Consider the following 13,886-nt stretch of genomic DNA (forward strand, 5'->3'; position numbering starts at 1 on the left):
TAACTTGTACCCCGCTGATCCCTGTGGGAGCGAGCCTGCTCGCGATGGCGGCATTACATTCAACATCAATGTTGACTGACACGACGCTATCGCGAGCAGGCTCGCTCCCACAGGTTATGCGTCTTACTCTTGAATCACGTCCGCCCCTTTAGGGATGTCGAACTTGAACTTGGACGCCGGAATCGGTTCGTTGGCTTTCACGCCGGTGAACAGGATGTTGGTGCGCTGACCGACGCTGTCGATCATCTGCATGTCATTGACCAGGCCGTTACGGAACGACAGGCGCAGGCTGTCGAACAGGGTGTCCTTGGTTTTCGGCTTCAAGGTGAAGTCGATCACGCCACCGGCTTCCTTGGCGCTGATGTCGAAGCTCTGGCTGATCTTGGACACGTCACCGGACAGCAGCAACGCCGGGGTCTGGGTCAGGCGCTGATCGAGGTTCTTGATGGTGGCCTGCTCCAGGTCCGGATCCCACAACGTCACCTTCTTGCCGTCGGAGACCATCGTTTGTTCGGCCGGCGCGTTGGTGTGCCAGTAAAACAAGCCAGGACGCTGCAAGGACATTTCCCCCGCTGTTTCCTGCAATTGGGTGCCGCTGCCGTCGAGGGTCAGCTGGGAGAAACGCGCGGTCAGGGTCTGGGATTTTTCCAGCAATTGGGTCAGACGCGCCACGTCCTTGTCATCGGCGTGGGCCGAGAGTGTGGTCAAAGCCAAAACCGGCAGCAACAGCATGCGGATAAGACGCATGGGAGTCCTCATAACATTCGTGGGGTGCGATGGCGCGTCATTACGCCACCGCGTTTCAATCAATTCAGTCGCGTACCGGGCCCGGAGCCAGGACTTCACGCGAACCGTTGGTGTTCATGGACGTCACGACCCCGGCCATTTCCATGGCTTCGATCATGCGTGCGGCGCGGTTGTAGCCGATTTTCAGCTTGCGCTGAACCGCAGAGATGGACGCTCGACGGCTTTCCAGTACGAACTGCACCGCTTCGTCGTAGAGCGCGTCGGATTCACTGTCTTCGTCGCCACCACTGCCGCCTTCAAAGCCACTACCCGGCTCTTCGACACCGGCGAGAATCTCGTCGTTGTATTCCGGTGCGCCGCGCAGTTTCCAGGCTTCGACCACCCGGTGAACTTCGTCATCGGACACAAAGGCACCGTGGACACGAATCGGCAGACTGGTGCCCGGCGGCATGTAAAGCATGTCACCGTGGCCCAGCAGTTGTTCGGCACCGCCCTGATCGATGATGGTTCGCGAGTCGATCTTGCTCGACACCTGGAACGCCATACGGGTCGGAATGTTGGCCTTGATCAGACCGGTGATCACATCAACCGACGGCCGCTGCGTCGCAAGGATCAAGTGGATACCGGCAGCACGCGCCTTCTGGGCGATACGGGCGATCAGTTCTTCCACCTTCTTGCCGACGATCATCATCATGTCGGCAAATTCGTCCACCACCACGACAATCGTCGGCAGCTTGGTCAGCAGCGGCGCTTCGTCGTGAATGCTTTCGCGCTTGTACAACGGGTCGGTCAGCGGCGTACCGGCGTCCTGGGCTTCCTTGACCTTGGCATTGAAGCCCGACAGGTTACGCACGCCCATTTTCGCCATCAGTTTGTAGCGACGCTCCATCTCCGCCACGCTCCAGCGCAGGGCGTTGGCGGCATCCTTCATGTCGGTCACGACCGGGCACAACAGGTGCGGAATGCCTTCGTAGATCGACAGCTCAAGCATTTTCGGGTCGATCATGATCAGCTTGGCGTCTTCCGGGCCGGACTTGAACAGGATCGACAGGATCATCGCGTTCACGCCCACCGATTTACCGGAACCGGTCGTACCGGCTACCAGCAAGTGAGGCATTTTCGCCAGGTCGGTGATGACCGGCTTGCCACCAATGTCGTGACCCAGGGCCAAAGTAACCGGCGACTTGAAGTTGTCGTACTCAGGGGTCGACAGCACTTCGGAGAAACGCACGATCTGCCGGTCTTCGTTAGGAATCTCGATACCGACGGTGGTCTTGCCCGGAATCACTTCCACCACACGCACGCTGGTCACGGCCAGGGAACGTGCCAGGTCTTTCGCCAGATTGGAGATGCGGCTGACCTTGACGCCGGCCGCCGGCTGGATTTCGTAACGGGTAATCACCGGGCCCGGGTGAATCGAATCCACCGAGACTTCGACGCCGAATTCCTTGAGCTTGATTTCCAGCAAGTGGCCGACGGCTGCCAGCGACTCTGGGGAATAATTGAGTTGTTTCTTCTCTGCCGGGTCGAGAATCGAGATCGGCGGCAAGGTGCCTTCGACGGCGCTGTCGACGAACAACGGCGCCTGTTTCTCTTTTTCCACGCGCTTGCTGGGCGCCGATGGTTTGGGCGGCGCTGGGGCAATCACCGGTGGCACCTGCTTCTCGCGGTCCGACATGTGTTTGCTCAGGGCCTGCTCACGTTCGATCAGACGCTCCTTGACCTTGGCCTGCTCGCGTTTGTCGGTGACGGTCGGCGCCACCACGTCATGGACGCGGTCGTCGACTTCACGCAATTGGGCGACCAGTTGTTTGCGTTCGGTACGGGCGGCCCACCAGCGGTTGGCCGCGCCCTGGAACAATTCGAACAGGTCGAGGGTGATCTTGCCGGTGAGGTCCATCACTTTGAACCACGACAGGTCGGTGAACACCGTCAGGCCGAACAGGAACAATGCAATGAACAACAGCGTACTGCCCTGGATATTCAGGGCGTTCCTGGCCAGATCACCGAGGCTTTCGCCCAAAGCGCCGCCAGCGCCGGCCGGCAGACCGGTCGCGGCGTGGAAGTGAATATGGGCCAGGGCCGCGCCCGACAGCACCAGAAACACCAGGCCGATCAGGCGCCAGGAGAACAGCCAGCCACTCCACTCCCACTGCTCGTGGCGTTGACGGAAGATTTGAAAAGCCTTGATCGCCAGCAACAGCGGGAAGATGTAGGCGAAGTAACCCAGCACCATGAACAGGATATCGGCGCTGTAGGAGCCGACCGGTCCGCCGAAGTTCTGCACATCGTCGATCTTGCTGTTATGGCTCCAGCCCGGATCGTCCTTGCCGTAGGTCAACAAGGCCATCATCAGGAACAGGCACAAGCCGCCGATGGCGATCAATGCACCTTCCTTGAGTCGGTAGTGCAATTGCTGGCGCCAGAGCGGAACGACTGTTTTTGGTGCTGCGGTGGATTTCTTCAAAACGCTTCTTTTCCTGCGCCTATGGCGCGTCCATCTGTTGAATGACTATAAAAACTGCCCAATCCAGGCAGGTAAAAAAGTTAACAGGCGCAACCGGGACTACTTTTAACACTACGCTCCGGTTTTTATAAACACGGCGCGCGGCGCTTATTTTATTACAAACACTGTAACAGGCAGGCATTGTACGGGTTTGTTCGTCCGATGCCATGCTTGAAACCCAAGGTGTAGCATAGCCAACAGCACATAACGCGCGGTTCAATTTGAGCATGCATTCTCTTTTGTGACAAAGGCTTATGAGGTGTTTTTATGAGCGAAGCGAAGCATTCCCGCCTGATCATTCTGGGTTCCGGCCCTGCCGGTTACAGCGCAGCCGTTTATGCCGCCCGCGCCAACCTCAATCCCGTTGTCATTACCGGCATACAGGCAGGTGGCCAGCTCACCACCACCGTCGAAGTCGATAACTGGCCCGGTGATGTCGAAGGCCTCACCGGACCGGTACTGATGGAACGCATGCAAAAACACGCCGAGCGCTTTCACACAGAGATCGTTTACGACCACATCCACACTGCCAAGTTGCAACAGCGCCCGTTCGAACTCATCGGCGACAGCGGCACTTACACCTGTGATGCGCTGATTATTGCCACCGGTGCCTCGGCGCAATACCTGGGGCTTCCATCGGAAGAGACTTTTGCTGGCAAAGGGGTGTCGGCCTGCGCGACGTGCGATGGTTTCTTCTACCGCAATCAGGTGGTCGCAGTCGTTGGCGGCGGCAACACGGCAGTTGAAGAGGCGCTGTACCTGTCAAACATTGCCAAGGAAGTTCACCTGATTCACCGGCGCGACAAGTTGCGATCGGAGAAGATTCTTCAGGACAAGCTCTTCGAAAAAGCCGCCAAAGGTAATATCCGCCTGCACTGGAACCAGAATCTGGATGAAGTGCTGGGTGATGCCAGCGGTGTGACCGGCGCCCGCCTGCGGGACAGCCACACTGGCGAAACCAGTGAATTGCCGCTGACCGGTGTGTTCATCGCTATTGGCCACAAACCCAACACCGACCTGTTCGAGGGCCAGTTGAAAATGCGTGACGGCTATCTGCTGGTCAAGGGTGGCAGCGAAGGCGATGCTACCAGCACCGAAATCGCAGGCGTGTTTGCCGCCGGTGACGTGGCCGATCACGTTTACCGCCAGGCCGTGACGTCTGCCGGGGCCGGCTGCATGGCCGCGCTGGACGCCGAGAAGTATCTCGACGACATTCCAGTCGTTTGACGGCACACTTTACGGCGGGCCCATCAGCCCGCCACTGCCCTCCCCTTCTGCAAGCCCGGATGCCATGCTGACTTGGTTACAACGCAATACCCTGACCTTCCCGCCCCTGGAAAAAGCCATGCGCGATCCCAACGGGCTGTTGGCCGCGGGCGGGGATCTGTCCGCCGATCGTCTGATTCAGGCCTATCGCCACGGCTGTTTTCCGTGGTTCTCGGAAGGCCAGCCGATTCTCTGGTGGTCGCCGGATCCGCGCACCGTACTGTTTCCCGACGAACTGCATGTCTCGCGCAGCCTGAACAAACTGCTGCGCCAGCAACGCTATCAAGTGACCTTTGATCAGGATTTTGCCGCGGTCATCCGCGCTTGCGCCGCGCCTCGGGATTACGCCGACGGCACCTGGATCACAGAAGCCATGCAGAACGCCTACCTCGAGCTGCACAGGCGTGGCTACGCGCATTCGGTGGAAGTCTGGGACCAGGGCGAATTGGTCGGCGGGCTCTATGGCCTGGCAATGGGGCAGCTGTTTTTCGGCGAATCCATGTTCAGCCGCGCCGACAACGCCTCGAAATATGGCTTTGCCGCACTGGTCCGACATCTGAAAGACTCAGGCTTTGTGCTGATCGACTGCCAGATGCCTACCGACCATCTGCACAGCCTCGGCGCCCGAGCGATTCCTCGCAGCGAGTTTGCCGACTACCTTGCGCAGCATCTGGATCAACCCAGCCGTGCAACCTGGGTTTGCTGAGCGACTTTTGCGCGCGTGGCTTACACTTAATTCAAAAGCTATCCCGAGGGTTGATCATGACCGAGTTGGCGCGCTTGAAGTTCTATGCCACTCAGCCCCACTCTTGCAGTTATCTGCCCGAGGAACAGGCCACAACCCTGTTTCTCGACCCTAGTCAGCCCATGGATGTGCATGTCTACGCAGACCTGTCTGAAATGGGTTTCCGTCGCAGCGGCGATCATCTTTACCGGCCCCATTGCCAGAATTGCAACGCGTGCGTGCCGGCGCGCATCCCGGTGCCGCAATTTTCGCCCAACCGCCAGCAGAAACGCATCTTCAAGCGCAATGCCGACTTGCAGATACGTCCCGCCAGGCCAGGGTTCAGCGAAGAGTATTTCGACCTTTATCAGCGCTATATCGAACAGCGTCACGCCGATGGCGATATGTACCCGCCGAGTCGCGATCAGTTTGCGACGTTCCTGGTACGTGACTTGCCGTTTTCCCGGTTCTACGAATTTCGCCTCGAAGGACGATTGGTGGCAGTGGCCGTCACCGACTTACTGCCGAACGGTCTGTCGGCGGTTTATACCTTCTACGAGCCCGCTGAAGAACGCCGCAGCCTGGGGCGCTATGCGATTCTCTGGCAAATCACCGAGGCTCAGCGTCTGGGGCTGGAAGCCGTCTATCTGGGCTATTGGATCAAAAACTGCAAAAAGATGAGCTACAAGACTCAATATCGCCCTATCGAACTGCTGATTAATCAGCGCTGGGTCATCCTGAACTAAAGCAAGCCGTAAACCCCTTGGCTTAAACCCCATTTTTCGGGCACAATGCACGCCGCTTTTGCCTGGCGCAGTTGCACCGGGCCATTCATTGGACACCGAGGGCTTTACTGCATGTCGAAAGAAGACAGCTTCGAAATGGAAGGCACTGTCGTCGACACCCTGCCCAACACCATGTTTCGTGTGGAGTTGGAAAATGGGCACGTCGTAACCGCGCATATCTCCGGCAAGATGCGCAAGAACTACATTCGTATTCTTACCGGCGACAAAGTGCGCGTCGAGCTGACGCCCTATGACTTGAGCAAAGGGCGCATCACTTACCGCGCTCGCTAATCAAGTCAATACAAAACGCCCGGTTTATGCCGGGCGTTTTTGTGTGTCCGGGGTTTAACAGCTGCCGTCGGAAACCCACAGGGGATCGGTGTAGATCCGGTGGACAGCAAAAAGGCGCCTTTCGGCGCCTTTTGCTTTCTTGCGATAACTGTCAGGCCATTTCAGCCGTGGTCTCGAAGTCGAAGGTCAGCTCGCCGTCCTTGAGATCGATGTGAACCACACCACCATGGTCGGCCAGTTCGCCAAAGAGAATCTCTTCCGCCAGCGGACGCTTGATCTTGTCCTGGATCAAACGCGCCATCGGCCGAGCCCCCATTGCCGAGTCGTAGCCGCCGGCTGCCAGCCAACTGCGCGCCGCGTCCGTCACTTCCAGCTGCACGCGCTTGTCTTCCAGCTGCGCCTGAAGCTCGGTAAGGAACTTGTCCACCACGCTTTTGATGACCTCATGGCTGAGGCGACCAAACTGGATAATGGTGTCCAGACGGTTGCGGAACTCTGGCGTGAAGCTCTTCTTGATCACTTCCATCGCATCGGACGAGTGGTCCTGATGGGTGAAACCGATCGAAGCGCGAGCTGCCGTTTCGGCACCGGCGTTGGTCGTCATGATGACGATCACGTTACGGAAATCCGCCTTGCGCCCGTTGTTATCGGTCAGCGTACCGTGGTCCATCACCTGCAGCAGCAGGTTGAAGACTTCCGGATGCGCCTTCTCGATTTCATCGAGCAACAGTACGCAGTGAGGCTGCTTGGTGATGGCTTCGGTCAGCAGACCGCCCTGGTCGAACCCAACATAACCTGGAGGCGCACCGATCAAACGCGATACGGTGTGGCGCTCCATGTACTCGGACATGTCGAAACGAACCAGTTCTATGCCCAACGCCTTGGCCAGCTGACGCGCCGCTTCGGTTTTACCGACACCGGTAGGCCCTGCGAACAGGAACGAACCGACTGGCTTGTCGGGCGACTTGAGGCCGGCACGGGACAGTTTGATAGCGGTCGACAGCGAGTCGATCGCGGCATCCTGACCAAACACCGTCAGCTTCAGGTCACGCTCAAGGTTACGCAACAGCTCTCTGTCGGAGCTGTTGACGTGCTTAGGCGGAATCCGCGCGATTTTCGCAACGATGTCCTCGACCTGAGGTACTTCGATACGTTTTACACGCTTCTCGATCGGTTGCAGACGCTGATAGGCACCCGCCTCGTCGATGACGTCGATGGCCTTGTCCGGCATGTGCCGGTCATTGATGTAGCGTGAGGCCAGCTCAGCCGCCGCACGCAGGGCTTCATCGCTGTATTCAATGCCGTGGTGCGCTTCGAAACGCCCTTTCAGGCCGCGCAGGATGCTGATGGTGTCTTCTACCGAAGGTTCCGACACATCGACCTTCTGGAAGCGTCGTGCCAAGGCACGGTCCTTCTCGAAGATCCCGCGAAATTCCTGGAACGTGGTCGAACCGATGCAACGGATATCACCCGACGACAGCAGCGGCTTGAGCAGGTTCGAGGCATCCATGACGCCACCGGACGCGGCACCCGCACCAATGATGGTGTGGATTTCGTCGATGAACAGGATCGCTTGCGGACGTTTTTTCAGCTCATTGAGCAGCGCCTTGAAGCGCTTCTCGAAATCGCCGCGGTATTTGGTCCCGGCCAGCAAGGCCCCCAGATCGAGGGAATACACCACGCTGTTAGCCAGCAGGTCCGGCACCTGGTTGTCGACAATGCGTTTGGCCAGGCCTTCGGCAATCGCGGTTTTACCCACGCCCGCCTCGCCCACCAGCAACGGATTGTTTTTGCGACGACGCGCCAGGATCTGCGCAACGCGCTCGACTTCCAGCTCACGGCCTACCAATGGATCAATACGACCCTGGCGCGCGAGCTCGTTGAGGTTGCTGGCATAAGCATCCAGAGGATTGCCTGAAGATGAAGACTCACCGCCCTCCTCGTCCTGCATATCTTGCTCACCTTCAGAGTGATCGCCATGCCCCGGCACTTTGGAAATGCCGTGTGCGATGTAGTTGACGACATCGATGCGCGCAACGCTCTGCTGTTTCAGCAGGAACACTGCCTGACTCTCTTGCTCACTGAAGATCGCGACCAGTACGTTGGCGCCAGTCACTTCGCGTTTGCCCGAGCTCTGTACATGAAAGACAGCACGTTGCAGAACACGCTGGAAGCCCAGGGTTGGCTGGGTTTCACGATCCTCGTCATGCACTGGGATCAATGGTGTGGTGGAGTCGATGAACTCCTGCAGATCGTGCTTGAGTTTGTCGAGGTTTGCGCCGCAGGCACGCAAAACGGTGGCGGCAGCCTCATTGTCCAATAGGGCCAGCAGGAGGTGTTCGACGGTCATGAATTCATGACGCTTCGAACGTGCCTCCTTGAAGGCAAGATTGAGGGTGACTTCGAGCTCGCGGTTTAACATAGCTTCACCTCATACCCAAGTGGTCGGCGATTAACCGTCCTTCTCGATTTCACAGAGTAGCGGATGCTGGCTTTCCCTGGCGTACTGGTTGACCTGCATGGCCTTAGTCTCGGCGATGTCGCGGGTAAACACTCCACATACTGCCCGTCCTTCTGTGTGGACGGCCAGCATGACCTTGGTCGCCAGCTCGCGATTCAGGTTAAAAAACACCTCGAGCACTTCGACGACGAAATCCATCGGTGTGTAGTCATCATTGAACAAAACCACCTTGTACATCGGCGGCGCCTGTAAAGCAGGCTTTGCCTCCTGAACAGCAATGCCTGCGGAATCGTCGTCGTGTGAATCAGGGTGATCCTGATTGAATGTTAGTCGAATCTGGCTGATTGCATGCATGGAAAGAAAGGTTCGTCAGTTGTGCAAATACAGTGGTGGGGGCGGCTATGGGCGATTTCAACTCCGACTGCCCGGTCACCTTGACTATCGGGAAAACGGTGTTACAACCAATAGAGCCCACAGTGGGTAAAAAAGGTCCGCGGAGTCAATCTTATTTCCAGGAAATGACTGCGGATGTACTGGATGATACTCCAGTGATGGAGTCTGTTGCAGAGGGATATGGGTATGTCAGGCGTCAAGGTCAGCGGCAAGGTCAAATGGTTCAACAATGCCAAGGGATTTGGCTTCATCAATACCGAAGCCAAAGAAGGTTTCGACGAGGATGGCCACCAGATTGATTTTTTTGCTCATTATTCGGCCATTGAAATGGACGGTTATAAGACGCTCAAGGCTGGGCAGGTGATAAGTTTTGAAATTGAGCAGGCCCCAAAAGGCCTGCACGCCAAAAATATCAGCGCCCCCAAAGAGACGCAACCCGTCACTGCGCCCACCGACCAGCAGACTGTTAAGGCATAAGTTCGAACCCGTCATCCAGTCATAAAAAAACCGCCCAAAGGCGGTTTTTTTGTGCCGACTCGCTTACATATGCGAAATCAGCGCATCACCGAACGCGGACGAAGACAGCAGTTTCGCGCCTTCCATCAGACGTTCGAAGTCATAGGTCACGGTCTTGGCGGAAATCGCGCCGTTGGTGCCCTTGATGATCAGATCGGCAGCTTCGGTCCAGCCCATGTGGCGCAGCATCATCTCAGCGGACAGGATCAGGGAGCCCGGGTTGACCTGGTCCTTGCCAGCGTACTTCGGCGCAGTACCGTGGGTCGCTTCGAACATCGCAATGGTGTCAGACAGGTTGGCACCCGGTGCGATACCGATACCGCCCACTTCTGCCGCCAGAGCGTCGGAGAGGTAGTCGCCGTTCAGGTTCAGGGTCGCGATCACATCGTATTCGGCCGGGCGCAGCAGGATCTGCTGGAGCATGGCGTCGGCGATGGCGTCTTTGACGATGACGTTCTTGCCGGTTTTCGGGTTTTTGAACTGCATCCACGGACCGCCATCGAGCAGGGTCGCGCCGAACTCTTCAGCCGCCACTTCGTAGGCCCATTCCTTGAAGGCACCTTCGGTGAACTTCATGATGTTGCCTTTGTGCACGATGGTCAGCGAGTCACGGTCGTTGTCGACCACATACTGCAGCGCTTTTCGCGCCAGACGCTTGGTGCCTTGCAGCGAAACCGGCTTGATGCCGATACCGCAGTTTTCGTCGAAACGGATCTTGGTGACGCCCATTTCATCTTTAAGGAACTTGATGACCTTGGTCGCTTCCGGCGAACCGGCTTTCCACTCGATACCGGCGTAGATGTCTTCCGAGTTCTCACGGAAGATCGTCATGTCGACGTCGCCTGGCTTCTTGACCGGGCTAGGCACGCCTTCGAACCAGCGCACAGGGCGCAGGCAAACATAAAGGTCGAGTTGCTGACGCAGGGCCACGTTCAGGGAACGGATGCCGCCACCGACCGGCGTGGTCAGAGGGCCCTTGATGGAAACCACGTAATCCTTGACCGCGTCCAGGGTTTCCTGGGGTAGCCAGGTGTCCTGATCGTAAACCTGAGTCGCTTTTTCCCCGGCGTAGACTTCCATCCAGGAAATTTTGCGCTCGCCGCCGTAAGCCTTGTTAACAGCAGCATCGACAACCTTGATCATGACCGGGCTGATATCAACGCCAATACCATCACCTTCGATGAAGGGGATGATCGGGTTGTTAGGAACATTGAGAGAATGGTCCGCGTTGACGGTGATTTTGTCGCCGACTGCTGGAACCTGAATCTTCTTGTATCCCATGCTGAACTCCATTGTTTGGATTGAACATCTGGCTTCGTTCGAGCGTACCCCAGTTAAATCGGCACGCAAACCCTCTGTTCTATCCATCTACCGCAAAGCTGCACAGTTCGCGGTGTACAAGCCTGAAAGCAAAGGGAAAAGCGCCAAACTCAAGCACGGTGCAAGACTCTACGCCCCCCTCGCCCCTGCGACCTTTAGACCAATGGACGAAAATCGTTGCGCATGAACCATCGGCAGATTGCCAGCTACCTATGTATAATGCCGCCCGCTGACCACAGAGTCACGATGGCCGACCTCTCTATTACGAGGCTTGGGGCCTGAAAAAGCCGGGCTGTTACCGCAGCCCACACGCTTGACGCTCGACTGATGCACCCAACATCACCGCGAAGAAATCTCGACATTCGGCTCATGGATGACTTTGAACGAACGCGCTTACCCGGCGCCCTCGAGTTTTTCTGCGCACGCTTTAGCAAAGAAGAGAGAGTTAATCCGAATATGCCCACCCGCTCGAAGATCATCTATACCTTCACCGACGAAGCTCCCGCCCTCGCCACCTATTCACTGTTGCCTATCGTAGAGGCCTTCACCGCCTCCGCTGATATCGCCGTGGAAACCCGCGATATCTCTCTTGCAGGGCGCATCCTGGCCAGCTTCCCCGAGCAACTGGGTGACAAAGCCGTAGCCGACCACCTCGCCGAACTGGGCGACCTGGCCGTTACGCCTGAAGCCAACATCATCAAGTTGCCGAACATCAGCGCGTCGGTTCCGCAACTGCAAGCCGCGATCAAGGAACTGCAAGCCCAAGGCTTCGCACTGCCTGACTACCCGGAAACCGTGACCAGCGAAGCCGACAAGCTCGCCAAGTCGCGTTACGACAAGATCAAGGGCAGCGCCGTGAACCCGGTTCTGCGCGAAGGCAACTCCGATCGTCGTGCACCGCTGTCGGTCAAGAACTACGCGCGCAAGCACCCGCACAAAATGGGCGCTTGGGCTACGGACTCCAAGTCCCACGTCGCACACATGAGCACCGGCGATTTCTACGGCAGCGAAAAAGCCGCCCTGATCGACGCCGCTGACGCCGTCAAAATCGAACTGATCGCTCAAGACGGCACCACCACCGTCCTGAAAGAAAAAACCACCGTACAAGCCGGTGAGATCCTCGATTGCGCGGTCATGAGCAAAAACGCTCTGCGCAGCTTCATTGCTGCCGAGATCGAAGACGCTAAAGCCAAAGGCGTGCTGCTGTCGGTTCACCTCAAAGCCACCATGATGAAGGTCTCCGACCCGATCATGTTCGGCCAGATCGTTGCCGAGTTCTATAAAGACGCACTGGCCAAGCACGCTGACGTGCTGGCGCAGATCGGCTTCAACCTGAACAACGGCATCGGCGACCTGTACGCTCGCATCAAAGCCCTGCCGGCCGAGCAACAAGCGCAGATCGAAGCGGATATCCAGGCGGTCTACGCCGCTCGTCCGTCGTTGGCCATGGTCAACTCCGACAAAGGCATCACTAACCTGCACGTGCCGAGCGACGTTATCGTCGACGCCTCGATGCCAGCGATGATCCGTGACTCCGGCAAAATGTGGGGCACTGACGGTCAGTTGCACGACACCAAGGCTGTGATCCCGGATCGCTGCTACGCCACCATCTACCAGGCGGTAATCGAAGACTGCAAGCTGCACGGCGCCTTCGACCCAACCACCATGGGCAGCGTGCCAAACGTTGGCCTGATGGCGAAAAAAGCCGAAGAGTACGGCTCCCACGACAAGACTTTCCAGATCAAGGCCAACGGCGTAGTTCGGGTTTCCGATGGCGCTGGTCGCACCCTGCTGGAGCAGTCGGTTGAAGCCGGCGATATCTTCCGCATGTGCCAGACCAAAGACGCGCCGATCCAGGACTGGGTCAAACTGGCCGTCAACCGTGCTCGCGCAAGTGCAACTCCAGCGATCTTCTGGCTGGACCCAATGCGTGCCCACGACGGTGTAGTGATCGAGAAAGTTCAGGCTTACCTGAAGGATCACGACACCGCAGGGTTGGACATCCGCATCATGTCGCCAGTCGACGCGATGGCCTTCACTCTGGGTCGTACCCGCGAAGGCAAGGACACCATCTCGGTGACCGGCAACGTACTGCGCGACTACCTGACCGACCTGTTCCCGATCATGGAACTGGGCACCAGCGCCAAGATGCTGTCGATTGTTCCGCTGATGAACGGCGGTGGTCTGTTCGAAACCGGCGCCGGCGGTTCGGCACCGAAGCACGTTCAGCAACTGCTGGAAGAGAACTTCCTGCGTTGGGATTCCCTGGGCGAGTTCCTGGCCCTGGCCGCGTCCCTGGAGCACCTGGGTGTGACGTACAACAACCCTAAGGCGCTGGTTCTGGCCAAGACCCTGGATCAGGCCACCGGCCAGTTCCTGGACAACAACAAGTCGCCATCGCGCAAAGTCGGCAATATCGACAACCGCGGCAGCCACTTCTACCTGGCGCTGTACTGGGCTCAAGCCCTGGCCGCCCAGACCGAAGACACTGCACTGCAAGCGCAGTTTGGCCAACTGGCCAAGACCCTGACCGAGAACGAAGCAACCATCGTTGCCGAGCTCAACGCCGTTCAGGGCAAGCCAGTGGACATCGGCGGTTACTACCACGCCAATGCCGAGCTGATCAGCAAGGCCATGCGCCCAAGCAACACCTTCAACGCCGCGATCGCTGCGTTGGTTTAAGGTTGTAAGGATGCAAAGAAGCCCCGGCCCTGCGCCGGGGTTTCTGTTTGTAGCGTTTACACATTTTTACCTGTGGAAACCGGATCAAATGTGGGAGTGAGCCTGCTCGCGAATGCGGTTTATCATTCAAAATCAATATTGACTGGCCCACCGCTTTCGCGAGCAGGCTCGCTCCCACATTGATCTTTGTTCCAA

General features: G+C 57.7%; 11 protein-coding genes. 6 read left to right on the forward strand and 5 right to left on the reverse strand.

Features of this window, described 5'->3' with window-relative positions; translation table 11 throughout:
• Window positions 1-123: 123 nt before the first annotated feature.
• Together lolA and QFW87_RS18325 are read right to left on the reverse strand one after the other, a co-directional pair.
• Entirely contained in the window at window positions 124-747 is a 624-nt protein-coding gene (lolA, locus tag QFW87_RS18320) for an outer membrane lipoprotein chaperone LolA (RefSeq protein ID WP_008154853.1), read from the reverse strand.
• A 64-nt stretch (window positions 748-811) separates the two neighbouring features.
• Entirely contained in the window at window positions 812-3,214 is a 2,403-nt protein-coding gene (locus QFW87_RS18325) for a DNA translocase FtsK (protein WP_283180856.1), read from the reverse strand.
• 306 nt (window positions 3,215-3,520) lie between these two features.
• Here QFW87_RS18325 and trxB point away from each other — a divergent pair, with 306 nt between their 5' ends.
• The 4 genes from trxB to infA all read left to right on the forward strand — a co-directional run bounded on the left by trxB (window position 3,521) and on the right by infA (window position 6,319).
• Window positions 3,521-4,480, forward strand: coding sequence for a thioredoxin-disulfide reductase (trxB, locus tag QFW87_RS18330; RefSeq protein ID WP_283180857.1), 960 nt, complete (start codon window positions 3,521-3,523; stop codon window positions 4,478-4,480).
• A gap of 64 nt (window positions 4,481-4,544) precedes the next feature.
• Window positions 4,545-5,225, forward strand: coding sequence for a leucyl/phenylalanyl-tRNA--protein transferase (gene aat / locus QFW87_RS18335; protein ID WP_283180858.1), 681 nt, complete (start codon window positions 4,545-4,547; stop codon window positions 5,223-5,225).
• 56 nt (window positions 5,226-5,281) lie between these two features.
• Window positions 5,282-5,989, forward strand: coding sequence for an arginyltransferase (locus QFW87_RS18340; RefSeq protein WP_283180859.1), 708 nt, complete (start codon window positions 5,282-5,284; stop codon window positions 5,987-5,989).
• A gap of 111 nt (window positions 5,990-6,100) precedes the next feature.
• Window positions 6,101-6,319 carry a translation initiation factor IF-1 gene (gene infA / locus QFW87_RS18345; protein ID WP_002553999.1) on the forward strand — a complete coding sequence of 73 codons (219 nt, stop codon included), beginning with the start codon at window positions 6,101-6,103 and terminating at the stop codon, window positions 6,317-6,319.
• Between the two features lie 151 nt (window positions 6,320-6,470).
• Here infA and clpA read toward each other — a convergent pair whose 3' ends face one another.
• Together clpA and clpS are read right to left on the reverse strand one after the other, a co-directional pair.
• Window positions 6,471-8,741: an ATP-dependent Clp protease ATP-binding subunit ClpA gene (gene clpA, locus QFW87_RS18350; RefSeq protein ID WP_283188471.1), complete on the reverse strand. Its 2,271-nt coding sequence runs from the start codon at window positions 8,739-8,741 to the stop codon at window positions 6,471-6,473.
• A gap of 30 nt (window positions 8,742-8,771) precedes the next feature.
• Window positions 8,772-9,134, reverse strand: coding sequence for an ATP-dependent Clp protease adapter ClpS (gene clpS / locus QFW87_RS18355; RefSeq protein WP_027925124.1), 363 nt, complete (start codon window positions 9,132-9,134; stop codon window positions 8,772-8,774).
• Window positions 9,135-9,359: 225 nt separating this feature from the next.
• Here clpS and QFW87_RS18360 point away from each other — a divergent pair, with 225 nt between their 5' ends.
• Window positions 9,360-9,650, forward strand: coding sequence for a cold shock domain-containing protein (locus tag QFW87_RS18360; RefSeq protein ID WP_283180861.1), 291 nt, complete (start codon window positions 9,360-9,362; stop codon window positions 9,648-9,650).
• Window positions 9,651-9,713: 63 nt separating this feature from the next.
• Here QFW87_RS18360 and icd read toward each other — a convergent pair whose 3' ends face one another.
• Window positions 9,714-10,970, reverse strand: coding sequence for an NADP-dependent isocitrate dehydrogenase (icd, locus tag QFW87_RS18365; RefSeq protein ID WP_283188472.1), 1,257 nt, complete (start codon window positions 10,968-10,970; stop codon window positions 9,714-9,716).
• A gap of 495 nt (window positions 10,971-11,465) precedes the next feature.
• On the opposite strand from icd, the gene QFW87_RS18370 reads away from it, so the two are divergent.
• The gene (locus QFW87_RS18370) at window positions 11,466-13,691 is read left to right on the forward strand and encodes an NADP-dependent isocitrate dehydrogenase (protein ID WP_283188473.1); all 2,226 of its coding nucleotides are present in this window, start codon (window positions 11,466-11,468) and stop codon (window positions 13,689-13,691) included.
• Window positions 13,692-13,886 lie beyond the last annotated feature (195 nt).

The sequence above is a fragment of the Pseudomonas sp. PMCC200344 genome (assembly GCF_030053095.1).
GTDB classification, from domain to species: Bacteria; Pseudomonadota; Gammaproteobacteria; order Pseudomonadales; family Pseudomonadaceae; genus Aquipseudomonas; species Aquipseudomonas svalbardensis.